Annotated in this window: 19 protein-coding genes; 8 read left to right on the forward strand and 11 right to left on the reverse strand. The window is 74.5% G+C overall.

Annotation, left to right across the window (positions count from 1 at the left end):
- Nucleotides 1–15 precede the first annotated feature (15 nt).
- On the reverse strand, nucleotides 16–720 hold the full coding sequence (locus tag TR50_RS16920; RefSeq protein WP_042421629.1) for a peptidoglycan-binding domain-containing protein: 705 nt from the start codon (nucleotides 718–720) through the stop codon (nucleotides 16–18).
- Between the two features lie 200 nt (nucleotides 721–920).
- Here TR50_RS16920 and TR50_RS16925 point away from each other — a divergent pair, with 200 nt between their 5' ends.
- Both TR50_RS16925 and TR50_RS16930 read left to right on the forward strand, forming a co-directional pair.
- The gene (locus TR50_RS16925) at nucleotides 921–1,607 is read left to right on the forward strand and encodes a TetR/AcrR family transcriptional regulator (RefSeq protein ID WP_042421631.1); all 687 of its coding nucleotides are present in this window, start codon (nucleotides 921–923) and stop codon (nucleotides 1,605–1,607) included.
- 2 nt (nucleotides 1,608–1,609) lie between these two features.
- Nucleotides 1,610–3,283: an FAD-binding dehydrogenase gene (locus TR50_RS16930; RefSeq protein ID WP_042421633.1), complete on the forward strand. Its 1,674-nt coding sequence runs from the start codon at nucleotides 1,610–1,612 to the stop codon at nucleotides 3,281–3,283.
- A gap of 4 nt (nucleotides 3,284–3,287) precedes the next feature.
- Here TR50_RS16930 and TR50_RS16935 read toward each other — a convergent pair whose 3' ends face one another.
- A complete protein-coding gene (locus TR50_RS16935; RefSeq protein ID WP_042421636.1) occupies nucleotides 3,288–3,842 on the reverse strand; it encodes a GNAT family N-acetyltransferase in 555 nt (184 codons plus the stop codon).
- 75 nt (nucleotides 3,843–3,917) lie between these two features.
- Here TR50_RS16935 and TR50_RS16940 point away from each other — a divergent pair, with 75 nt between their 5' ends.
- The gene (locus TR50_RS16940) at nucleotides 3,918–4,550 is read left to right on the forward strand and encodes a TetR/AcrR family transcriptional regulator (protein WP_042421817.1); all 633 of its coding nucleotides are present in this window, start codon (nucleotides 3,918–3,920) and stop codon (nucleotides 4,548–4,550) included.
- A gap of 69 nt (nucleotides 4,551–4,619) precedes the next feature.
- On the forward strand, nucleotides 4,620–5,129 hold the full coding sequence (locus TR50_RS16945; RefSeq protein WP_042421637.1) for a hypothetical protein: 510 nt from the start codon (nucleotides 4,620–4,622) through the stop codon (nucleotides 5,127–5,129).
- Nucleotides 5,130–5,177: 48 nt separating this feature from the next.
- Here TR50_RS16945 and TR50_RS16950 read toward each other — a convergent pair whose 3' ends face one another.
- Both TR50_RS16950 and TR50_RS16955 read right to left on the reverse strand, forming a co-directional pair.
- Nucleotides 5,178–6,629: a phytoene desaturase family protein gene (locus TR50_RS16950; RefSeq protein WP_042421639.1), complete on the reverse strand. Its 1,452-nt coding sequence runs from the start codon at nucleotides 6,627–6,629 to the stop codon at nucleotides 5,178–5,180.
- Between the two features lie 255 nt (nucleotides 6,630–6,884).
- Entirely contained in the window at nucleotides 6,885–7,763 is an 879-nt protein-coding gene (locus TR50_RS16955) for a helix-turn-helix transcriptional regulator (protein WP_042421819.1), read from the reverse strand.
- A 154-nt stretch (nucleotides 7,764–7,917) separates the two neighbouring features.
- On the opposite strand from TR50_RS16955, the gene TR50_RS16960 reads away from it, so the two are divergent.
- Both TR50_RS16960 and TR50_RS16965 read left to right on the forward strand, forming a co-directional pair.
- The gene (locus TR50_RS16960) at nucleotides 7,918–8,772 is read left to right on the forward strand and encodes an NAD-dependent epimerase/dehydratase family protein (RefSeq protein WP_042421641.1); all 855 of its coding nucleotides are present in this window, start codon (nucleotides 7,918–7,920) and stop codon (nucleotides 8,770–8,772) included.
- An 88-nt stretch (nucleotides 8,773–8,860) separates the two neighbouring features.
- A complete protein-coding gene (locus tag TR50_RS16965) occupies nucleotides 8,861–9,583 on the forward strand; it encodes a DUF5995 family protein (protein ID WP_042421643.1) in 723 nt (240 codons plus the stop codon).
- A 101-nt stretch (nucleotides 9,584–9,684) separates the two neighbouring features.
- On the opposite strand, the gene TR50_RS16970 is transcribed toward TR50_RS16965, so the two are convergent.
- From TR50_RS16970 to TR50_RS16980, 3 genes are all read right to left on the reverse strand, one after another.
- Nucleotides 9,685–11,145, reverse strand: coding sequence for a GuaB1 family IMP dehydrogenase-related protein (locus tag TR50_RS16970; RefSeq protein ID WP_042421645.1), 1,461 nt, complete (start codon nucleotides 11,143–11,145; stop codon nucleotides 9,685–9,687).
- A 149-nt stretch (nucleotides 11,146–11,294) separates the two neighbouring features.
- On the reverse strand, nucleotides 11,295–11,978 hold the full coding sequence (gene rpe / locus TR50_RS16975; protein ID WP_042421821.1) for a ribulose-phosphate 3-epimerase: 684 nt from the start codon (nucleotides 11,976–11,978) through the stop codon (nucleotides 11,295–11,297).
- A gap of 71 nt (nucleotides 11,979–12,049) precedes the next feature.
- Nucleotides 12,050–13,504, reverse strand: coding sequence for an RsmB/NOP family class I SAM-dependent RNA methyltransferase (locus TR50_RS16980; RefSeq protein WP_042421647.1), 1,455 nt, complete (start codon nucleotides 13,502–13,504; stop codon nucleotides 12,050–12,052).
- A 249-nt stretch (nucleotides 13,505–13,753) separates the two neighbouring features.
- On the opposite strand from TR50_RS16980, the gene TR50_RS49740 reads away from it, so the two are divergent.
- Nucleotides 13,754–15,310 (forward strand): PstS family phosphate ABC transporter substrate-binding protein, encoded by a 1,557-nt coding sequence (locus TR50_RS49740; protein WP_160311122.1) that lies wholly within the window; start codon nucleotides 13,754–13,756, stop codon nucleotides 15,308–15,310.
- Between the two features lie 320 nt (nucleotides 15,311–15,630).
- On the opposite strand, the gene fmt is transcribed toward TR50_RS49740, so the two are convergent.
- Nucleotides 15,631–16,557 (reverse strand): methionyl-tRNA formyltransferase, encoded by a 927-nt coding sequence (gene fmt / locus TR50_RS16990; protein ID WP_042421651.1) that lies wholly within the window; start codon nucleotides 16,555–16,557, stop codon nucleotides 15,631–15,633.
- Between the two features lie 58 nt (nucleotides 16,558–16,615).
- A complete protein-coding gene (def, locus tag TR50_RS16995) occupies nucleotides 16,616–17,161 on the reverse strand; it encodes a peptide deformylase (protein WP_042421653.1) in 546 nt (181 codons plus the stop codon).
- 320 nt (nucleotides 17,162–17,481) lie between these two features.
- Here def and TR50_RS48855 point away from each other — a divergent pair, with 320 nt between their 5' ends.
- Nucleotides 17,482–18,060 carry a hypothetical protein gene (locus tag TR50_RS48855; RefSeq protein ID WP_236654453.1) on the forward strand — a complete coding sequence of 193 codons (579 nt, stop codon included), beginning with the start codon at nucleotides 17,482–17,484 and terminating at the stop codon, nucleotides 18,058–18,060.
- Nucleotides 18,061–18,270: 210 nt separating this feature from the next.
- On the opposite strand, the gene TR50_RS17005 is transcribed toward TR50_RS48855, so the two are convergent.
- Nucleotides 18,271–20,376, reverse strand: coding sequence for a primosomal protein N' (locus tag TR50_RS17005; RefSeq protein WP_042421655.1), 2,106 nt, complete (start codon nucleotides 20,374–20,376; stop codon nucleotides 18,271–18,273).
- 147 nt (nucleotides 20,377–20,523) lie between these two features.
- Nucleotides 20,524–21,186: an NAD(P)H-binding protein gene (locus TR50_RS17010; RefSeq protein WP_042421825.1), complete on the reverse strand. Its 663-nt coding sequence runs from the start codon at nucleotides 21,184–21,186 to the stop codon at nucleotides 20,524–20,526.
- Between the last annotated feature and the right edge of the window lie 93 nt (nucleotides 21,187–21,279).

Raw genomic sequence — 21,279 nt, forward strand, 5'->3', positions numbered from 1 at the left:
CGGTCAGGCTCGCTCCTACTGGTCGCCGGGGTCGAGGGCCGCGCGGCTCTGGGGGCCGTAGACGCCGGTGGGATCGCCGGTGATGCCACGGTCCTGCTGAAGCTGCGTCACCCCGCGTGTGGTGGCCGCGTCGTAGACGCCGGTGACTGCGACGTACGTGAAACCCTGCTGGAACAGCAGTTGTTGCAGGCGCACCACGGCCGGCCCGCGGTCCCCCGGTCGTAGCGTGCCGTCGGCGGCCGCGGTGGTCGCGGTGGTCGCCGTCGGGGCGGGTGTGGCGGCGACGGCCTTCTGCGGAGTCGAGGTCGGGACGACCCCGCGCGCCGGTGCGACGGCAGGACGGGCGCTGCGGCTCGCCCCGGCGGTCGTGGCGGCCGCCGTCGCCGGGTCGCCGGACGTGGGGATCGCGGCGGGGGCGGCGGACGACCCTGCCGTGCCTCCGCGCGGGGCGGTCCCGTCCGTCGTCACGGCGACCAGCAACCCGACGGCCGCGAGCGCCCCCAGCGCCAGCGCCGCCGTCAGCCCGCGCGAGCGGCCGCGCCGACGCGGCCGGTCGGGCTCGCGTCGCCCACCCGCGGGCTCCGCCGGGCGCACGGACGGCTGACTGCCCCCGGCCGCCGGGGCGGGCCACGCGGGCGGCTCGGGCGGGTCGTCGGGGGTGTCCGTCGCGCCGCTCAGGGCGGTGACGTAGGGACGGACAAGTTCCGGCTGCGGCTCCATGGGTCGGTCATCATACGGACGCCTCCGGCCGCGCGCCGCCACCGTTCCCCTGCCGGACCGGGCGCTGTATCCTCCCGCGATCCCACGACTGCCGCAGGTCTCACCTGCCCCGCGACTGCCGCGCGTCGACTCTCGACGCCAAGGACCCGGCACGATACATTCGCGTATCGGATACACCGATGTATCGAAACGGAGAGCCGATGCCGTCGACCGTCGCCGCGGGCGAAGCCGGAGCAGCGCCCGCACGCGTCACCAGTCGCCGGGCGCGGACCCGGGCGCGCCTGCTGGAGGCCGCGTTCGACGTCTTCGCGGCGAACGGCTTCGGGCACAGCACCATCGAGGCCGTCTGCGAGGCCGCCGGCTACACGCGCGGCGCGTTCTACTCCAACTTCACCGACCTCGACGAGCTCTTCTTCGCGCTCTACGACGACCGCTCCGCGCTGATCGCGCGGCAGCTCACCGAGGCCCTCGCCGCCACGGAGGGCGGGGCCGGGCTGACGCTCGCCGAGCTCACCGCCCGGGTCACCCGCGAACTGCTGCTCGACCGCGACTGGCTGCTGGTCAAGACCGAGTTCCTGCTGCACGCCGCGCGACGCCCCGGCGTCGCCCGCGCGCTCGCGGACCACCGCGAGACCCTGCGCGACGTCTGCGCCCGGCGCCTCCGCGAGCTGTCCGAACGCGGCCGCCCGCTGCCCGCGCTGCTCACGGACGCCGACGAGGCCGCGCGTGCGGTCATCGCGCTCTACGACGGCGTGACCGTCCAACTCCTGCTCGACGGCGACCTCGACGCCGCCCGCGCCTGGCTCGGACGGCTCCTCACCGCGATCCTCTCCCCCACCGAGCCCTCCACCGCGGCCTCCGCCGCCACCCCCACCGAGGACCTGTAACCATGGACGCTGACGTCATCATCGTCGGAGCCGGCCTGGCCGGTCTCACCGCCGCGCACGAACTCGTCTCCCGGGGGCGGAAGGTGGCGCTCGTCGACCAGGAGAACGCGGCCAACCTGGGCGGCCAGGCGTTCTGGTCCTTCGGCGGCCTGTTCCTGGTCGACTCCCCCGAGCAGCGCCGGATGGGCGTCAAGGACTCCTTCGAGCTCGCCTGGGGCGACTGGCAGGGCAGCGCCCAGTTCGACCGCACCGACGACGAGGACGCCTGGGGCGCCCGCTGGGCCCGTGCCTACGTGGAGTTCGCGGCGGGCGAGAAGCGCACCTGGCTGGAGGGGCACGGCATCTCCTTCCTGCCGACCGTCGGCTGGGCCGAGCGCGGCGATCTGCGCGCCGAGGGCCACGGCAACTCGGTTCCCCGCTTCCACGTCGCCTGGGGCACCGGCACCGGGGTGGTCGAGCCCTTCGTCCGCTACGCCCAGCAGGCTGCCGGGGCAGGCATGCTGACGTTCCTTCACCGTCACCGCGTGGACTCGGTCGTGACCACCGACGGCGTGGTCACCGGCGTGCGGGGACGGGTGCTGGCCGCGGACGACTCCGCCCGGGGGGTCTCCAGCAGCCGCGAGGAGGTCGGGGACTTCGAACTGACCGCCCAGGCCGTCATCCTGACCACCGGCGGGATCGGCGCCAACCACGAACTGGTGCGCCGCTTCTGGCCCGAGCGGCTCGGCACTCCCCCCGCGCGTATGGTCACGGGCGTGCCCGCGTACGTCGACGGCCGGGGGCTGGAGATCAGCGAGCGCGCCGGGGCGCGCCTGGTCAACCGCGACCGGATGTGGCACTACACCGAGGGCGTCCAGAACTGGAACCCGATCTGGCCCGGCCACGGCATCCGGATCCTGCCCGGCCCGTCCTCGATGTGGTTCGACGCGCTGGGCCGCCGCCTGCCGTCGCCGTACCTGCCCGGCTACGACACCCTCGGCACGCTGCGCCACCTGCGCACCGCACCGAACCTGGCCGAGCACGACCACTCGTGGTTCGTGCTCACGCAGCGGATCATCGAGAAGGAGTTCGCCCTCTCCGGCTCCGAGCAGAACCCGGACATCACCGCCAAGGACCGCCGCGCGTTCCTGCGCGAGCGCCTGCTCGGCAAGGGCGCTCCCGCCCCGGTCGAGGCGTTCAAGCGGCACGGCGCGGACTTCGTCGTCGCCGGCGGCCTGGAGGAGCTGGTCGCGAAGATGAACGCGCTGACGGAGAAGCCGCTGCTGGACCCGTCGGTGATCCGCCGTCAGATCGAGTCGCGGGACCTCCAGGTGGCGAACCCGTTCAGCAAGGACGCCCAGGTGCAGGGGATCCGCAACTCCCGCCGCTACCTGGGCGACCGGCTCGGGCGCACCGTCGCTCCGCACCGCCTGCTGGATCCGGCCGCCGGGCCGCTGATCGGCGTCAAGCTGCACGTGCTGACGCGCAAGACGCTCGGCGGCATCCAGACCGACCTGTCCTCGCGCGCGCTCGGCGCCGACGGCACGGCGGTGCCGGGCCTGTACGCGGCGGGCGAGGTCGCGGGCTTCGGCGGCGGTGGCGTCCACGGCTACAACGCGCTGGAGGGCACGTTCCTGGGCGGCTGCCTGTTCTCGGGCCGCGCGGCCGGCCGCGCCGCAGCGGAGGCGACGGCGTAGCCGCTCAGGAGCGCGGCGCGCCGGGCCACTCGGAGGCGAGCATCGACCAGACCTCCTTGTCGTGGCGCACGCCGTTGTGCGGGAAGTAGGACCGCAGGGTCCCGTCGAGCCGCATGCCCAGCCGCTGGGCGACGGCGCGGCTGCGCTCGTTGCGGGTGCTGCTCCACCACTCGGCCCGCTGCATGCCGCGCTCCTCGAAGGCGTACCCGAGCAGGGCTCGCACCGCGGCCGTCACCAGGCCGCGCCCCTGACCGGCCGGTTCGGACCAGACGCCGATCTCGCAGTTGCCCATCGCCGCGTCGAAGTGCACGAACATGGCGCCGCCGACCAGCACGCCCTCGCGCCAGATCCCGTAGATCCGGCCGGTGTCCTGGGCCTGCCGGTCGGCGTAGCCCTGGAGGGTGGCGCGGGCCGCGTCGAGGTCGGCGTTGCGGGCCGCGAAGGGGATGAACGGGTCGATCCCCTCCCGCGCACGGTCCATGTGGGCGAGGAACTCCTCGGCCTGCCACGGCTCCAGCGGGCGGAGTTGGGCATCAGGGGCGAGAGCGACGGCGTACACGGGCGGTCCTGTCTTCGAGGGGAGGCCGACGGAGCCGATAGTACATAACAAGCGTTGGGTATGTACGCTGTCGCCATGACTCCCGCCCGTGGCGACCACGAAGCCCGCCGTGCCGAGGTCTCCGCGGCCGTCTGGCGCGTCCTGACCGAACGCGGCTTCGCCGGACTCACCCTGCGCGCGGTCGCGGGCGAACTGGGCGCGACGACGGGCCTGCTCACGCACTACTTCCCCAGCAAGCGCGCGCTGCTGCGCTACGCGCTGGACCTGCTCGACGAGGCCCACGCGGCCCGTCCGCGCCCGCACGCCGAGGCGGCGGGCCCCGACGCGGAGGGCCTGGCCGCACTGCGCGCGGCGCTGCTGGACATCCTGCCGCTCACCCCGGAGAGCGCGGCCGGCTCCCGGATCTGGGTCAGTTCCTGGGACGCGGCGCTCGCCGACGCCGAACTCGCGGGCGACCACGCCGCGCGCTACCGCCGTGCCCGCAGCCGCATGGCCGAGTTCGCCGCCGCCGCGCAACGCCGCGGCGAACTCCGCACCGACCGCACCCCGCAGGACCTCGCGGGGGCGGCGCAGAGCTTCGTCCTCGGCCTGGTGGTGCAGGCGCTGTTCGCACCGGAGGAGTTCCCGCCGGAGCGCCAGCGGAGCCTGCTCGACGCCTACTTGGCGGATCTCGCACCCGATCGGGTCGGCTCGGCGTCATCGGCGTAGGACGAGGTCGAGGACAAGCGCGAAGTCCACTGACACAGGATGTCAGGGGTGCGGGTCCATCGTGAGGTCATGAGCGCGAACACGAGCAACGAAATCGCCGACGGCCGCCACGACTTCGACTTCCTGGCCGGCACCTGGCGGGTCCACCACCGCAAGAGCGCCGACATGGCCGACCCGGACTGCGCGGACTGGGTGGAGTTCGAGGGGGTCCAGTGGATGCGCCAGACCCTCGGCGGCCTGGGCAACGTCGACAACCTCAGGGTCGAGACGATGCCGAACGGCCGGTCGTTCGAGGGCATGTCGGTGCGCCTGTACGACGTCGAGGCCGGCCTGTGGCGGATCTGGTGGGCCTCGACCGGCGCGCCCGGCCGACTGGACCCGCCGGTGTCCGGGCGCTGGAACGGCAAGCACGGCGTCTTCCACGGGGACGACGTGGTGCAGGGCAAGCAGGTCTCGGTCCGATTCGAATGGACCGTCCTCGACGCCGACACGGCGTGCTGGGAGCAGGCGTTCTCCTTCGACGACGGCCGGACCTGGGTGCACAACTGGCGGATGTCGTTCACCCGGATCGCGGACTGAGCCGGGGCGGCCTCCGAGCACCCCGGCCGTCTACCTGCCCAGGACCGTCTACCCGCCCAAGCCGCCCAGGTCGCCCAGGGCGCCCGAACCGCCCAGGTGCCGCAGCGCTGCGCGCGCCGCGCCCGCGCCGCACATGCCGTGGGCTCCGGGGCCCGGCGGGGTGGCGGCCGAGCAGAGGAAGACGCCGGGGAGGCCCGTCGCGTACGGGTCGAGCGCCGCGCGCGGGCCGAGCAGGAGGCGCAGCGGCGACTTCGCGCCCGTGAGGATGTCGCCGCCGCCGAAGTTGGGGTTCCCCGCGGCGAAGTCGGCCGGCCGGGTCACCCGGACGCCCGTGATCCGGTCGCGCGTGCCGGGCGCGAACCGCTCGATCTGCCGCAGGACCGCCTCCGTCGCGTCCCCGTCGTATCCGTGGGGGACGTGCGCGTACGCCCACACCGGATGCACGTCCCCGACCGAGCGTGACGGGTCCGCGAGGTACTGCTGGCCCACCAGCGTGAACGGGCGGCCCGGCATCCGACCGGCCGCCACCTCCCCTTCCGCGTGGGCGACTTCGGCGAACGTCCCGCCCAGGTGGACGGTGCCCGCGCGCCGGGCGGGCTCCGCCGTCCAGGGCACGCCGCCCTCGACCGCGAGGTCGAGCTTGTACGCGCCCGGTCCGCGCCGGAACCGCAGGTACGCGGCCCGCACCCGCGCGGGCAGCAGGTCGCCGTAGAGCGCGGCGACCTGCGCGGGGTCGAGGTCGAGCAACGTCACGTCGGCGGGCGGGATCTGGGCGCGGCCGGTGACGCGCACCCCCGTGCGGACCTCGCCGCCGTGCTCGCGCAGCGCCCCCTCCAGAGCGCGGGCGACGGCCCCCGATCCGCCCTCCGCGACGGCCCAGCCCGCCGCGTGCCCGGCGGTCAGGATGCCGAGCCCGATCGCCGAGCTGAGCGGCTCGGACAGCGGTCGGAACGCGTGGGCCGCGACGCCGCCCCACAGGGCGCGCGCCTGCGGGGTGCGGAACAGCCGCGCCAGGACCTCGGCCGGGGCCAGCGTCGGCAGACCGAACCGCGCCAGCAGCAGCGGGTGGTCAGGAAGGCGCAGCAGCGGGCCCATCACGTCCCCTGCGAGGGCGTCCCAGCTCCGCGCCGAAGGGCCGAACAGCGCCCGGTAGCGCCCCGCGTCCACGCCGAGACCGCGCGCGGTCTCGGCGACCGACCGCAGCAGGACTCCGGCCGTGCCGTCGTCGAGCGGGTGCGCGCAGTCGACCTCCGGCAGCCGCCAGCGCAGCCCGTGACGCTCCAGGCCGAGCGCGCGCAGCGCGGGCGAGCGGACGGCCATGGGGTGCACCGCCGAGCAGTGGTCGTGCAGCAGGCCGGGCAGCAGAGCCTCCTCGCTGCGCGTGCCGCCGCCCACCTCGTCCGCGGCTTCGAGGAGGGTCACCTCCAGGCCCGCCTTCGCCAACAGGGCAGCCGCGGCGAGCCCGTTGGGCCCGCCGCCGACGACGACCGCGGTGGTCATGAGGCTGTGTCCAGTCCAGGGTGCTCGGTCCAGGGTGCCCACCCGCAGGAGGTGCGGGGGCGCACGTCGTGCTGGCCAGGGTAGTCGGCCCCTCCGCCGCTCCCGCGACGCGGCCCCCGCACCGGACCGTCGCCCGGTGTCGGCGGCATCGGGCCGTCTCCCGCCCTTGCGCCCGCCCCGCCCGCGCGGTCGGACGGCCGTGCGCGCCGAGGGCCCCCGAGCCCGGCCCGGTCAGCCCGACTCCTGCTCTGTCCCTCAGCCCTGCCGCGTCTCCGTCGGCCGCACCCCCGAGTCCCGTGCGCTCAGGTCCTGAAGCCCGACCACGCGCAGCAGCTCCAGCCGCTCGGCGCTGACGCTGCCGGGCTCGGCCGTGAAGACGAGCAGCCGCTGCCCGCCGCCGTCGGTGACCAGCACCTCGCAGGAGAGCTCCAGCAGGCCCACCACCGGGTGCAGGATCCGCTTGACGTCGCTGCGCCGCTGCGCGACGTCGTGTTCCGCCCAGTACTCCGCGAACTCGGGCGACTGCGCCAGCAGCTCCGTCACCAGCCGCTCCGCGCGCCGGTCCTCCGGACGTGCGGTCGCGACGGCGCGCAAGTGCGCCACATGGGAGCGGCCGAGCCGCTCCTGGTCCTCGGCGGGGATCAGCGCGCGGGCGGCGGGGTCGGTGAACCAGCGGCGCAGGAGGTTGCGTTCCCCCGGCGGCCGGGAGGAAGCGTCGCCCCACAGCGCCCGCGCCATCGGGTTCTGCACCAGCACGTCGCAGAGGTCGGAGATGACCTGCGCCGGGGTGTCCCAGAGGCGGTCGAGGACGAGCAGCAGCCCGGGACGGACGTGGTCGGCGACGTGGTGGTGCTGGGGCGGCTGCTGGCCGGACAGGTGGAAGAGGTGGTCGCGCTCGTCGTCGCTCAGACGCAGCGCACGGGCCAGCGCGGCGAGCAACTGCGGCGAGGGGCGCGGTCCGCGCTGCTGCTCCAGACGCGTGTAGTAGTCCACCGACATCCCGGCCAGGCCCGCCACCTCCTCGCGACGCAGTCCGGGCGTCCGTCGGCGCGCGCCGTCCGGCAGACCCACGTCGGCGGTGTTCAGCCGCTCCCGGCTGCGGCGCAGGAAGTCGGCGAGGGCGGCACGGTCCACGGGTCGGTCCATGCCCCCAGCATCCCTCGGGGGCGGATCCGCAACCAGGGATCGCCGATCCCCCGATCGACGGGTCTCTCCCACCGCCGGTCCGGTCCGGCCAGCATGGACAGCGGGTCGCGAAGCCGGCCCGGAGGATCGAAAGGGACCGATCATGACGACGATTCTGGTGACGGGCGCGACGGGACAGGTCGGACGGCGGTTCGTGCCGCGCCTGCTGCAGTGGGTCCGGCCCGACGAGACGGTGCGGGTGCTGGTGCGCAGCGAGGAGAGCGCGCAGCACTTCGCCGCCCTCGGCGCGGAGGCGGTGCTGGGCGACCTGCGCGAGACCGACGGCCGAAAGAGCGCCCTGGAGGGCGTGGACGACGTGGTCAACGTGGCCGCCGCCTTCCGCAGCGTGCCGGACGACGAGGCCTGGGCGGTCAACCGGGACGCGGCGATCGCGCTCGGCCGGGAGGCCGCGGCGGCGGGTGTCCGCCGTTTCGTCCAGGCCAGCACCAACCTCGTCTACGGCGCGGGCCGGGGCCGTCCGGCCGTCCCGGGGGACGTGCCGGCTCCCGAGGCCGTCTGGGGCGTCTACCCGCGCTCGAAGGCGGAAGCCGAGGCCGGGCTCACCCCCGTCGCGGATCTGCCCCTGGTGATCGTCCGCCTGGCCTTCGTCTACGGCGAGGGCGACCCGCACCTGCCGAACGCCGGCCGCTTCATCGCCGACTGGCCGGCCCACCGGCGGCTCCAGATGGTCCACCACGCCGATGTCGCCCAGGCGCTCTTCCGCGCCCTGCGCACACCCGGCATCGAGGGCCGGAACTACAACGCCGCCGACGACGCGCCGGTCACCGCCTGGGACATCCACGAGCTCAACGGCACCGCCTTTCCGGAGGCCAACGCCGACGCCGTCGACCCGGACCCGTGGAACGGCATCGCCTCCAACCGCTCGCTCCGCGACGAGCTCGGCTGGCGTCCGCTCTACCCGTCGGTGTGGTCCGCCCGGGACGCCGGGGCGTTGTGACGCTCGCGCGCGTGATGACGCTCCGCGCGTCGTGATGTACCCGCGCGGCGGATCGCCGCAGGTGGGGACGGGCTGCGATGCTGACGGCATGGAGCTGAGCACCGCGCCCGCCGACGCCGTCGCCGTCGTGGCCGCGCGGCTCGGTGACGCCGTGTCAGGGCTGCCGCCGGGCGACGGCGTCGGAGTGTTCGGCGGCGTCTACCTCCAGGTCACCGACGCCGTGATGCGACGCCTCGGCGAGGACGGCTACTTCGGCTCGCCCGCCGACGTCGCCCGGCTGGACACGCTGTTCGCGGACCGCTTCCTCGGCGCGCTCGGCGCGGACGCGCCGCCCGCCTGCTGGCGGCCGCTGCTGGACCTGCGGCTGCATCCGGGCATCCGCCCGGTCCAGTTCGCGCTGGCGGGCATGAACAGCCACATCGAGCACGACCTGCCGCTCGCTATCGTCGACTCCTGCCGCAGCCTCGACTGCCCGCCGCAGGAGCTGGAGGCGGACTTCCACCGCGTCAACGACCTGCTGGCCGGCGTGGAGGAACAGGTCCGCGAGGAACTGCTGACGCTGCCGCCGGAACTGGACGTGGCGGACCCGCTGCTGCACCTGCTGGACTCGTGGAGCATCGACGCGGCGCGCGACGCGGCCTGGGCCTCGGCCCGCATGCTGTGGGAGCTGCGCGGCACACCGGAGCCCTACGCGGCGGCCGCGGCCGCGCTCGACCGCTCCACGGGCATGATCAGCCGCTGCCTGCTCACCCCGCTGCGCGACGTGCGCGACACGCGGGAGGCGAGCAGGCAGGCGGCGACGATCGGCTGAACGCCACCGACGCGATGTCCCCGGCGCGATGTCCCCGACGGGGCGTCACCGGCCCGATGTCCCCGCCAGGACGACACCGACGGCGCGTCACCGACCGGAGGTCACCAGCTGGCGTGCAGCGGCTTGCCCTCGGCGAAGCCGGCCGCGCTCTGGACGCCCACCACGGCCTTGCGGTGGAAGTCCTCGATCGAGTCCGCGCCCGCGTAGGTGCAGGAGGAGCGGACGCCGGCGACGATCGAGTCGATCAGGTCCTCGACGCCGGGACGGGCGGGGTCGAGGTACATCTTCGAGGTGGAGATGCCCTCCTCGAACAGCGCCTTGCGAGCGCGGTCGTAGCTGGACTCCTCGGCCGTGCGGTTGCGCACGGCGCGCGCGGAGGCCATGCCGAAGCTCTCCTTGTACTGGCGGCCGTCAGGGGCCGTCTGCAGATCGCCGGGCGACTCGTAGGTGCCGGCGAACCAGGAGCCGATCATGACGTTGGAGGCTCCGGCCGCCAGCGCCATCGCGACGTCGCGCGGGTGGCGCACGCCGCCGTCGGCCCAGACGTGCTTGCCGAGCCTGCGGGCCTCGGCCGCGCACTCCAGCACGGCGGAGAACTGCGGCCGGCCGACGCCGGTCATCATCCGGGTGGTGCACATGGCGCCGGGGCCGACACCGACCTTGAGGATGTCCGCGCCCGCCTCGACCAGGTCGCGCACGCCCTCGGGCGCGACGACGTTGCCCGCGACGATCGGCACCTGCGGGTCCAGACCGCGCACGGCCTGCAGCGCGTTGATCATCGACTCCTGGTGGCCGTGGGCGGTGTCCACGACCAGCACGTCCGCGCCGGCCTCCAGCAGCGCCTTGGCCTTGCCGGCCACGTCGCCGTTGATGCCGACGGTGGCGGCGATCCGGAGCTTCCCGTCCGCGTCCACGGCCGGGTTGTAGAGGGTCGCGCGCAGCGCGCCCTTCCGGGTGAGGATGCCGACGAGGTCGCCCCGGCCGTCGACGACGGGAGCCAGCTTGCGGTGCCCGGCGGAGAGCTTCTCGAACGCCTCGCGCGGGTCGACGCTCTCCTCCAGGAGCAGCAGCTCCTTGCTCATCACGGCGTCGAGGCTGGTGAAGCGGTCCACGCCCTTGAGGTCGGCCTCGCTGACCACGCCGACCGGCTTGCCGTCCTCGACCACGACGACCGCGCCGTGGGCGCGCTTGTGCAGCAGCGAGAACGCGTCGGCGACGGTCGCGCCGGGCGCGAGCGTGACGGCCGTGTCGTGCACCAGGTGGCGCTGCTTGACCCAGCCGACGACCTCGGAGACGACATCGATCGGGATGTCCTGCGGGATCGCGACGATGCCGCCGCGCCGGGCCACCGTCTCGGCCATCCGTCGGCCGGCCACGGCGGTCATGTTGGCGACGACCAGCGGGATCGTCGTCCCGGTGCCGTCGTTGCTGGACAGGTCGACCGCCTGCCGCGACCCCACCGCCGAACGGCTGGGGATCATGAAGACGTCGTCGTACGTGAGGTCGTAGGGAGCGGAGGGACGGGCGTCCAGCTCGCCGGTGACCGGATTCAGGAACCGCATGACTTCAGCCTACGGTCCGAATCCGCACGGTTCATGGCAGGACGCTACAAGGCGGCGGCCGGAAATCCGGCCGCTCCTTGGAGGATCATCCATATGGGCTTGTGGTTAGCTACAACACTAGCGAGGGCGGGCCCCGAACGGCGGACGCTTCAGAGCTTGCGCACCCACGGCGCCTTGTCCGTGGCCTCCCGCGCCTGCGCCCGCAGCGCCGCCACGGCCGCGGCCGGGTCGTCGGCGCCGTAGACGGCGGAACCCGCGACGAACACGTCCGCGCCCGCGTCCGCGCAGCGCTCGATCGTGGAGGCGGAGACGCCTCCGTCGACCTGGAGCCACAGCTGGAGCCCGTGCTTGTCGATCAGCTGCCGGGTCCGGCGGATCTTCGGCAGCATGATGTCCAGGAACGCCTGCCCGCCGAAGCCCGGCTCCACGGTCATGATCAGCAGCATGTCCAGCTCGGGCAGCAGGTCCTCGTACGGCTCGATCGGCGTCGCCGGCCGCAGCGCCATGGACGCCCGCGCACCGAGCGCCCGCAGGTCCCGGGCCAGCCGGACCGGCGCGGCCGCGGCCTCGACGTGGAACGTGACCGACCCGGCCCCCGCCTCGGCGTACTGCGGAGCCCAGCGGTCCGGGTTCTCGATCATCAGGTGGCAGTCGAGCGGGATGTCGGTGGCCTTGCTCAGCGACTCGACGACCGGCAGGCCGAGGGTCAGGTTCGGCACGAAGTGGTTGTCCATGACGTCCACGTGCAGCCAGTCCGCGCCGCGCACCGCCTCCGCCTCCTCGGCGAGCCGGGCGAAGTCGGCGGACAGGATGCTGGGACAGATCTGGGGCATCTCACGCACTTTCGGAGTCGATCAGGAGGAGGGATTGCCTGCCATCATGCCCTACCCCTCAGGGGTGGCGACTACCGCTTGCGCAGCAGCGCGAGGTACATGGCGTCCGTGCCGTGCAGGTGCGGCCACAGCTGGATGTCCGGGCCGTCGCCCAGGTCCGGGACGCCGGGAAGGCACGCGCGCGCGTCGATCCACTCGACGTCCTCGCGGCCCTTGAGGACGTCCTGGACCACCACGCGGGTCTCCGCGAGATGCGGGGAGCAGGTCGCGTAGCCCACGACGCCGCCCGGACGCGTGGCGTCGATCGCGCTGCGCAGCAGTCCCCGCTGGAGGGGGGCGAAGTTGGCGACGTCGGCGGGCCGACGGCGCCACCGCGCCTCCGGGCGGCGGCGCAGCGCGCCGAGGCCGGAGCAGGGGACGTCGACGAGGACCCGGTCGAAGCTGCCGGGCCGCCACGCCGGGCGGGTGCCGTCCGCCGTGATCACCGCGTACGGGCCGGGGTTGCCCTCCAGCGCGCGGGCCACCAGGCGGGCCCGGTGGGGCTGCGCCTCGGAGGCGACCAGGGCCGCGCCGCGCTCCGCCCCGAGCGCGCCCAGCAGCGCGGCCTTTCCGCCGGGGCCGGCGCAGCCGTCGAGCCAGACCGAGTCACGGCCGCCCTCCAGCGGCGCGGCCGCGAGCGCCGCCGCGACCAGCTGGCTGCCCTCGTCCTGGACGCCCGCGCGGTTCTCGCGCACCGCCCGCAGGTCGGCCGGGTCGCCGCCCTCGGCCCGGCGGACCGCGTACGGCGACCAGCGGCCTGGCTCCGTCGCGTCCTGATCGAGAGCCGCGCGCAGTTCCTCGACCGTGGAGCGCCCGGGGCGGGCGACCAGCGTGACCGCCGGGCGGTCGTTGTCGGCGGCGAGCAACTGCTCCATGGCCGCGCGGCCGGCGGCCTGCGGCTGCCAGACTCCGAGCGCGTCCCACAGCGCGGAGACCACCCAGCGCGGGTGCGAGAAGAGCACACCCAGGTGGTCCTCGGCGTCCTCCTCGTACGGCGGGGCGACCTGCTCCAGCCAGGTGTCCAGGTCGTGCTGGGAGATCTTGCGCAGCACCGCGTTGACGAACTTCGCCGGACCGTCGGTGAGCACCGTGCGCGCGAGGTCGACGGTCGCGGAGACGGCCGCGTGGGTGGGGATCCGGGTGGCCAGCAACTGGTGCGCGCCGAGCGAGATGACGTCGAGGACCGGCGGGTCGATCTTGCCGAGCGGGCGGTCCACGCAGGCGGCGATGATCGCGTCGTAGCTGCCGCGCATGCGCAGCGTGCCGTAGACCAGCTCGGTGGCGAAGGCGGCGTCGCGGCGGGTGAAGTTCACGTCCTGCTCGGCCTTGCGCAGCAGCGCCGGGAGGACCAGGTTGGCGTAGGCGTCGCGCTCGTCGACCGCCCGCAGGGCGTCGAAGGCCAGTCGGCGGGCGGGGTCCTGCGCCGGCTTGCGGTAGGGGCGCTTCTTCGCCGTCGTCGGACGGGATGCGGGGCCGGGGCTGCTCATGGTTCGGCTCTACCTCTGTGCCTGAAGGTGCTGACGGTTGCTATGCACGGATGGTGTGCGTCGTGACCATCATGCCGCATGGGGGGCGCGACACCTCACTGACGGAATGTCAGAAGTGTGCCGCTCCGGATGCTCCGCTCGTTGACGGTTCACCTTTCCGCCACCTGGAGCCCATGCCGACGCCGCCCGGCGGCAGGAGACTGCCGGATACTTATCCGGGGGATGTGCATGATGCAGTTGGCTTCGGCCTTGGACACCGTCAACACGTTCATCGACAGCCGCGGAGTGCTGGGGGCACTGCTGGTCGCGGCGATCACCACCGGCGCGGGGCTGTTCTGGCGCAGCCGACGCCCGGCCCGGGAGATCTCCTGGGGCGTGCTCTACGACGAGCCGATCAACCAGGGGCAGGACCAGCAGAGCGACCCGCACCAGAACCAGGGCCCCAACTTCTGGGACATCCAGTTCCGCAACAAGCCCGTGAAGCAGGGCAGCCTGGTCCTGCTCCGGGTGCGCAACGCGGGCGAGACCGCGATCAAGGACGAGGACTTCCGGCCGGGCCTCTCCTTCCGCTTCGGCGGCCGCCAGGTGCTGGGCTTCAAGGTCCGCGACCACCACGAGCTGCACCGCCTGGTGGAGGCGGCCCGCGTCAAGGAGGCGGAGGAGGAGGCCCGGCGGGCGCAGGCGCTGCCGCAGGGCGAGAGCCCGGCCAAGGTGGTCAGGACCGAACTCACCCTGCCGACCTTCCTCTTCAACCCGGGCTCCGAGTTCAAGCTGCTCGTGCTCCTCCAGGCCCAGCCGCGCTCGCAGGCGGACGTGGACGTCCGCGGCGAGATCGTCGACGGCAAGATCGCCCGCCACGACGTGCGCCGCCCGCCCTACCGCCTGATCGCCGTCGGCACCGCGCTCGCCGTGCTGATCGCCGGCATCACCCTCGGGGTCCGGCTCGCCAACGACGCGCTGACGCCGACCGCGGCATGCTCCGGCGGCAGCCTCACCCTGGAGGGGTCCAGCGCGTTCGCGCCGGTCGCGAACCAGGTGAGGAACAACTACCGGCAGCTGTGCGGCCAGAACGCCACCATCACCATCACCGCCGACGGCAGCGAGCGCGGCCTCGCCTCGCTGGAGCACTCGCGCAGCAGCACGCTCATCGCCATGTCCGACGGCCTCCCGGCCTCCCAGGCCGGGACGGAGACGCTGGTCCGCCGACCCGTCGGGGTGGTCACCTTCGCCGTCGTCGCCAACACCGCGCTCCGCGCCACCCTGCCGGACCTCTTCAGCCAGAACGGTGTCAGCGAGGACGAGTTGAGATCCCTCTTCACCGGCGCCCACGCGTCCGCGACGCCGCGCGTGACCGCCGTCGGCCGCACGCACGCCTCCGGCACGCGGGCGGCGTTCGCGGGCGCGTTCTTCGGCGGCGTCGACCCCGAGCCTGGCACGGCAGCGGCCTGCGGCCCCGGCACCACCCAGGGCTTCTGCACCAGCGACAACACGATGGACCTGCTGAGCTTCGTCGAGTCCCACCCCGACGCGATCGGCTACGCCGAGGCGGACGCCCTGCCGTACTTCCCCGACGTCCAGGTGATCGCGGTCGACGGCCAGCTGCCGAGCGCGCAGTCGGTCACCTCGGCGGGCTACCCGTTCGTCGCCACGGAGTACCTCTACACGGCCGGCCAGCCGGCCGGACTGGTCGCGGACTACCTCCAGTTCCTCACCAGCCCCGCCGAGTCCGCCGCCCTGCGCGGCCACGGCTTCATCGCCTGCGGCGACCTCTCCGGCACGAAGCGCGACGGCGCCTGCTCAGGCTGAGCCCGTGCAGCCGCGCGCGGTTGCACCCCCAGGGGCGCGAGGAACTGCGCGACAAGCCACCGACATGCGGACGGTCCTCGCCGAAGAGGACCATCCGCACAGGGGGGTTTCTCGCGCAGTTCCTCGCGCCCCTGACAGGTGCAACTACCTGCGAGAGCACAACTGACCGGGTCGCGCCCACGCGGCGCAGCCGCACATCAGCAGAGCCTCGCGCCCCTGACAGGTGCAACTACCTGCGAGAGCACAACTGACCGGGTCGCGCCCACGCAGCGGAGCCGCACATCAGCAGAGCCTCGCGCCCCTGGATGGTCGCTGCGCGACTATCCCAGCCGCTCGCCCGCTTCGACGCGCGCGCCGCGCGCCCAGTCGCCGGCCGGCATCCGCTTCTTGCCCTGCGGCTGCACCTCGCCCAGCTCCAGCTCGTACGAGCCGGTGCCCACACGCACCGTGTTCTTCTGCACGACCACCTCGCCGGGCGCCAGCTCCGCCCGGCCCACGATCGGCCGCACCGAACCCACCTTCAGGCGCTCGCCGCGGAACTCGGTCCACGCGCCCGGCGCGGGCGCGCAGCCGCGGACGACGCGGTCGACGCGCAGCGCGGGCGCGCTCCAGTCGATGCGGGCGTCCTCGACGGTGATCTTCGGCGCGACGGTGATCCCGTCGGCCGGCTGGGGGCGGGCCTCCAGCGTGCCGTCCTCGATGCCGTCCATGGTCGCGACCAGCAGCCGCGCGCCGGAGTCCGCGAGCCGGCCGAGCAGATCGCCGCTGGTGTCCGTCGCGCGGACCTCCTCCGTCACCGTGCCGTAGACCGGGCCGGAGTCGAGGCCCTGCTCGATGAGGAACGTCGACGCGCCGGTGACCTCGTCGCCGGCCAGCACCGCGTGCTGGACGGGAGCCGCGCCGCGCCACGCGGGCAGCAGCGAGAAGTGGAGGTTGACCCAGCCGCGGGCCGGGACCTCCAGCGCCGCCTTCGGCAGCAGCGCGCCGTAGGCGACGACGGGGCAGCAGTCGGGCCCGATCTCCGCGAGGCGCTCGAGGAACTCCGGGTCCCGCGGCTTGGCGGGCTTCAGCACCTCGATGCCCGCCTCCTCGGCGCGCTGCGCGACGGGGCTGGCGACGAGCTTGCGGCCGCGACCGGCGGGCGCGTCAGGGCGGGTGACCACGGCGACCACCTCGTGGCGCGAGGCGATCAGCGCCTCCAGCGACGGGAGCGCGACCTCCGGGGTGCCGGCGAAGACCAACTTCATGCGAGAACCAGTGCCTTTCGGGGACGGTGCTGGAGGCTTCGGGATACGTCGGTACCGCTCAGAAGGCGCGGCCGAAGGTGCTGTGCGGGGAGACCCGCACCTGCGGGGCCGGCTCGCCGCCCCAGTCCGCGTCGCGGATCGCCTTCATGGCGGCCTTGCGCTGCTCGCGGTCCAGCCGGTCGATGAAGATGATCCCGTCGAGGTGGTCGGTCTCGTGCTGGATGCAGCGGGCGAGCAGCTCGGTGCCCTCGATCGTGACCGGGTCGCCGTGCATGTTGAAGCCCTTCGCGACGACGCCGAAGGACCGGCGGGTGTCGAAGCTCAGGCCGGGCAGGGAGAGGCAGCCCTCCTCGCCGTCCTGCTGCTCGTCGGTGAGGTCCAGCACCGGGTTGACCAGGTGGCCCAGCTCGCCGTCCACGTGGTAGGTGAACACGCGCAGCGAGACGCCGATCTGAGGAGCCGCCAGGCCCGAGCCCGGGGCGTCCTTCATCGTCTCCGTCAGGTCGCGGACGAGGCCCCGCAGCTCCTTGTCGAAGGTGGTGACCGGCTGCGCCTTCATGCGCAGGACCGGATCGCCGAAGATACGGATCGGCTGGATCGCCACGGCGCGGACTCCCGTCGTCAGGGTGGGTGCGTGCAAGGTGGCCGCGCCGTGCCTCCCCCGATGGCGGCGGTCCGCGCGCGGCCGTGCACTGGTGCCACAAGATGCCTCGAATGCTCGGAGGATCAAGTCTAGAGGGCCGGGGCGGGGGCTCACTCGCACGTTGCGCGCGAGCGGTACGAGCCCCGTACGACCTCCTCTGCGCCCTCCCGCACGCCCCCATCGTGACCGATCCGACACTTCGGGCGTTGGTCAAAGGAGATTGACCGCCGGAACCCTCCCCCTCGCGGTCCGCCCACCGCCGTCCGAGAGGCACACACGACATGGTCGAACACGCCACGCACGACGCCCGTGCCCGAGCCAGCCTCCACCTGCTGGTCCGCGACATCGAGCGGGTGCGCCGCCAGGTGGATGCGCTGCGCACGCTGACCGCCCAGCTGGGCAACGTCTACCGGCCACGCCGCCCCACGACCGCCGCGGGCTTCGTGGTCTACGGGCGGGCGCCCGCGCCGACCGTCCGGCTCGCGCAGGAGCTGCGTGACAGCGTGGAGGGGCTGGTCGCGGCCGCCGTGGAGTTCGACCGTTCGCTCGGCTTCTCCTGGGACGCGGTGGGCTCCGCGCTCGGCGTGACCAAACAGGCGGTCCACCGGCGGTACGGCGTCCGCCGCAACGTGCCGGACGGCGCGACGCAGGGCGGCCTCCCGCCGGGGCCGCAGCGCGTTCCGCTGGAGGACGGCGAGATCGTCGCCGAGACACCCGGGCTCCCGTCGGCGGCGGAGGTGCCGCTGCCCCAACAGCACGCGGGGCCGCCTGCCCCGCCACCCTCCGCGCTCCGCGCCCCCATCCCCTCCGCACGGCGCGGCCCGGCGCTTCCCGCCCCCTCCCGCAGCTTCCCGCGGTAGCGGTCACCGAGGTTCCACACGACCGTTCCACACGACCCAGGGCAGGCGCCCCGCCTCCCCGATCGCCGGGAGAGGGGTGCGTGCCCTGCCAGGGGTCACTGCGGCTGCGCGGGGCAGCCACGGGAGGCTCGGGCGACGGGCTCGATGACCAGGTCTTCCCCCTCGTGGCCGGCGTCGATCCGGTAGACGTGCGGCGTGATGTCCGCGACGTCAGCCGATGTCCGGGGGGTCGATGCGGACGCGGACCGGTTCGGACTTGCCCCTGGCGAGCCTCGCCGCCTGCGCGGCCTTGAGGGCGGTGGCCAGCGCCGCGCCACGGCCCGGGGCGACGCGCAGCAGCATGCGGTCGACGCGGTCCTCCCCCCGTGCGACGGGAACGGAGACGGGACCGAGCAGGTCCGTGCCCTCCGGGAGCCGGGCGAGGTCGAGGAGGTCCCGCACCGCGGCCGGGGCGCCGCTGACCGCGGCCATGCGCGAGACCGGCGGGAAGCCGAGCTCCGCCCGCTCCGCGAGCTCCGTCGCCGCGTGGCCGGCCGGGTCCCAGCGGACGAGCGCCTGCACGGGGCGCAGGCTCGGCTCCGCCACGATCGCGACCGTGCCGCCCTCCGCCGCGCCGCGGACCAGCGCGGACGCGCCGAGCCAGCGGCGCAGCGCCTCCTCGCCGGCGCGCAGGTCGGGGCGGCCCAGCAGCACCCACGCGTCCAGCAGCAGCGCGGCCGCGTAGCCGCCCTCGGCGACGGGCTCCGCGCCGGGCGTGGCGACCACCAGCGCCGGGGTGTCCGGGACCGTGGCCAGCACGCCGTCCCGTCCGGAGGTGCGCACCGGCACCGCGGGAAAGGCCCGTCCGAGCTCGTCGGCGGTACGCCGCGCGCCGAAGACCTGCGCGCGCAGTCGGAAGCTGCCGCACTCGCGGCAGTGCCAGTCCGCCTCGGGACGGCCGCACCACGTGCAGAGGAGCGGGCCGGACGCGTCGGGGGCCTCCAGCGGGCCGGCGCAGTGGGCGCAGCGCGCCTGCTCGCGGCAGCGGGCGCAGGCGAGGCGGGGCACGTAGCCGCGGCGCGGCACCTGCACCAGGACCGGGCCCTGGGCGAGGGCGTCGCGGGCGACCCGCCAGGCCAGCGAGGGCAGGCGCGCGGCGAGCGCGGCCCCGTCGCCGGCCTGGTCGTGGTCACCGACGGTCCGCACCAGCGGCGCGGCCCGGCGCACCTCCTCCCGCACGGCCGCCAGCGGCCGGGCCCAGCCGGTGCGCAGCAGCTGCGCCGCCTCGACGGTGACCGCGAAGCCGCCGACCAGGGCCGCCGCGCCGGCCTCCGCGGCGCGCAGCAGCAGGACATCGCGTGCCTGCGGCTGGGGGGCGTGCGGTTCGCTGTGGGAGGAGTCCCCGTCGTCCCAGATCGCCACCAGCCCCAGGTCGGTGACGGGGGCGAACATCGCCGCGCGCGTGCCGACGACGGCCCTGACCGTGCCGCGGCTGACGGCGAGCCAGCGCCGGTAGCGCTCCTCCGCGCCCAGCTCGGCGGTGAGCGCGACGTGCCGGCCGGGGCCGAGCAGCGCGTCGAGGGCCGCGTCCAGGCGGGCGACGGCGCGCCCGTCGGGCAGCACCACGAGCGCGCCGCGCCCGGACACGAGGGTGGCCGCGACCACGCGGGCCAGCTCGTCCGGCCAGCCGGGGCCGGGCAGCGCGGACCAGACGGCACGCGGCGACTCGCCGTCGGCGAGGGCCCGCACGAACGACGGGCCGTCGACATAGCGGGCCCAACCGCCGGGCTCGGGCGCGGTGATGGCGGAGGCGGCACCGGTCGGGGTCTCCGCCACCGGCTCGGACTCGGGCTTGTTGTGCTTGGGCGGGACGGCGAGTTGGAGCACGTCCGCGAGCGTGCCCGCGTAGCGGTCCGCGACGGCGCGGCAGAGCCGCAGCAGCTCCGGCGAGAGCACCCGCTCGGGCGAGAGCACCTGCGCCAGCGGCGCCAGCGGCCCGGCGAAGTCGCTGGCGGCGAGGCGCTCGACGATGAACCCGTCGACGAGCCTGCCGCCCTCGCGCCGCCCCTGGCCCTTGACGACGCGTCCGCCGAAGCGGACCCGCACCCGCACCCCCGGCTGTGCGGCCTCGTCGAGCCGGGCTGGGACGGCGTAGTCGAAGTACTGGTCGAGATGCGACAGGCCCTTGTCGACGACGACCCGCGCGACGGGCAGCCCCTCCGCCATCGGCTTGGGCTTCGGCCGCGCCTTGGCACGCCGCAGCTCCGTCCGGATCAGTTCGAGCTGCTCGCTCGCCGGGCTCTCGGCGGGGGGTTCGGGGAGGTCGGAGTGGGCCATCGCTCCTCAAGTCCTACCAGAACCCGCTGACAGCCGACGTCGCGAGCACCCGCGGGCGCCTGACCGGGCCCGCCCGGAAGCGTCAGCCCAACGCCTCAGCCCAACGCCTCAGCCCAGAGTTTCAACCCGGAGTTTCAACCCAGCGCCTCAGCCCAGCGCCCGGACCGCGTCCGCGACCGGGGTCCCGCCGCTCGTCAGCTCCAGGACGCTGCCGCCGCCCGCGCCCGAGCTCAGCAGTTCGGCCAGCACCAGGGCCACGTCCGCCCTGGGCACGCCGCCCGCGGCCAGCGGGGGCGGGGCGAGGGCGACCAGGCCCGTGCTCGGGGTGTCCAGCAGGCGGCCGGGGCGCAGCACCGTCCAGTCGAGCGAGCGGGAGCGCAGGTCGTCCTCGGCCTGGGTCTTCGCGTCGATGTAGGCCGCCCAGACGTCGTCCGTGCCGGGCCTGGGCGGGGCGCCCGCGCCCATGGTGGAGATCTGGAGGAAGCGGCGGACACCGGCCTGCTCCGCGGCGGCGGCCAGCTTCACCGACCCGTCGCGGTCGACGGTGTACTTGCGTTCCGTGCTGCTGCCGGGCCCGGCGCCGGCCGCGAACAAGGCCGCGTCGGCCGACTGCGCGCGCAGCACCTCGGCGACCTGCTCGACGGAGGACCGCTCCAGGTCGAGCACGACGGGCTCCGCGCCCGCCGCCCGCAGGTCGTCCGCCTGTTCGGGCTTGCGGACGAGGCCGACCGTGAGGTCGCCGCGGCGCGCGAGCTCGCGGGAGAGCAGGAGGGCGATCTGACCATGGCCACCGGCGATGACGATGCGCATGCCGGTCACGCTAACAGCAGCCGCCCGGCCGCGACGGGCGACACGATTGCCGGGAGCGACAGCGTGCTGCTTCAATAAATGAACGACTGTTCA

Origin of the sequence: Streptacidiphilus anmyonensis, assembly GCF_000787855.1 — a bacterium.
GTDB lineage: Bacteria > Actinomycetota > Actinomycetes > Streptomycetales > Streptomycetaceae > Streptacidiphilus > Streptacidiphilus anmyonensis.

What these genes read in the sequence shown, in the direction of transcription:
- rpe (WP_042421821.1), bottom strand. Translation starts at nt 11,978, where the DNA reads ATGCCCCAGATCTGTCCCAGCATCCTGTCCGCCGACTTCGCCCGGCTC.
- TR50_RS17010 (WP_042421825.1), bottom strand. Translation starts at nt 21,186, where the DNA reads ATGCGCATCGTCATCGCCGGTGGCCATGGTCAGATCGCCCTCCTGCTC.
- TR50_RS16940 (WP_042421817.1), top strand. Translation starts at nt 3,918, where the DNA reads ATGACTCCCGCCCGTGGCGACCACGAAGCCCGCCGTGCCGAGGTCTCC.
- TR50_RS16965 (WP_042421643.1), top strand. Translation starts at nt 8,861, where the DNA reads ATGGAGCTGAGCACCGCGCCCGCCGACGCCGTCGCCGTCGTGGCCGCG.
- TR50_RS16980 (WP_042421647.1), bottom strand. Translation starts at nt 13,504, where the DNA reads ATGAGCAGCCCCGGCCCCGCATCCCGTCCGACGACGGCGAAGAAGCGC.
- TR50_RS16970 (WP_042421645.1), bottom strand. Translation starts at nt 11,145, where the DNA reads ATGCGGTTCCTGAATCCGGTCACCGGCGAGCTGGACGCCCGTCCCTCC.
- fmt (WP_042421651.1), bottom strand. Translation starts at nt 16,557, where the DNA reads ATGAAGTTGGTCTTCGCCGGCACCCCGGAGGTCGCGCTCCCGTCGCTG.
- TR50_RS16945 (WP_042421637.1), top strand. Translation starts at nt 4,620, where the DNA reads ATGAGCGCGAACACGAGCAACGAAATCGCCGACGGCCGCCACGACTTC.
- TR50_RS17005 (WP_042421655.1), bottom strand. Translation starts at nt 20,376, where the DNA reads ATGGCCCACTCCGACCTCCCCGAACCCCCCGCCGAGAGCCCGGCGAGC.
- TR50_RS16930 (WP_042421633.1), top strand. Translation starts at nt 1,610, where the DNA reads ATGGACGCTGACGTCATCATCGTCGGAGCCGGCCTGGCCGGTCTCACC.
- TR50_RS48855 (WP_236654453.1), top strand. Translation starts at nt 17,482, where the DNA reads ATGGTCGAACACGCCACGCACGACGCCCGTGCCCGAGCCAGCCTCCAC.
- TR50_RS16920 (WP_042421629.1), bottom strand. Translation starts at nt 720, where the DNA reads ATGGAGCCGCAGCCGGAACTTGTCCGTCCCTACGTCACCGCCCTGAGC.
- TR50_RS16960 (WP_042421641.1), top strand. Translation starts at nt 7,918, where the DNA reads ATGACGACGATTCTGGTGACGGGCGCGACGGGACAGGTCGGACGGCGG.
- TR50_RS16925 (WP_042421631.1), top strand. Translation starts at nt 921, where the DNA reads ATGCCGTCGACCGTCGCCGCGGGCGAAGCCGGAGCAGCGCCCGCACGC.
- TR50_RS16950 (WP_042421639.1), bottom strand. Translation starts at nt 6,629, where the DNA reads ATGACCACCGCGGTCGTCGTCGGCGGCGGGCCCAACGGGCTCGCCGCG.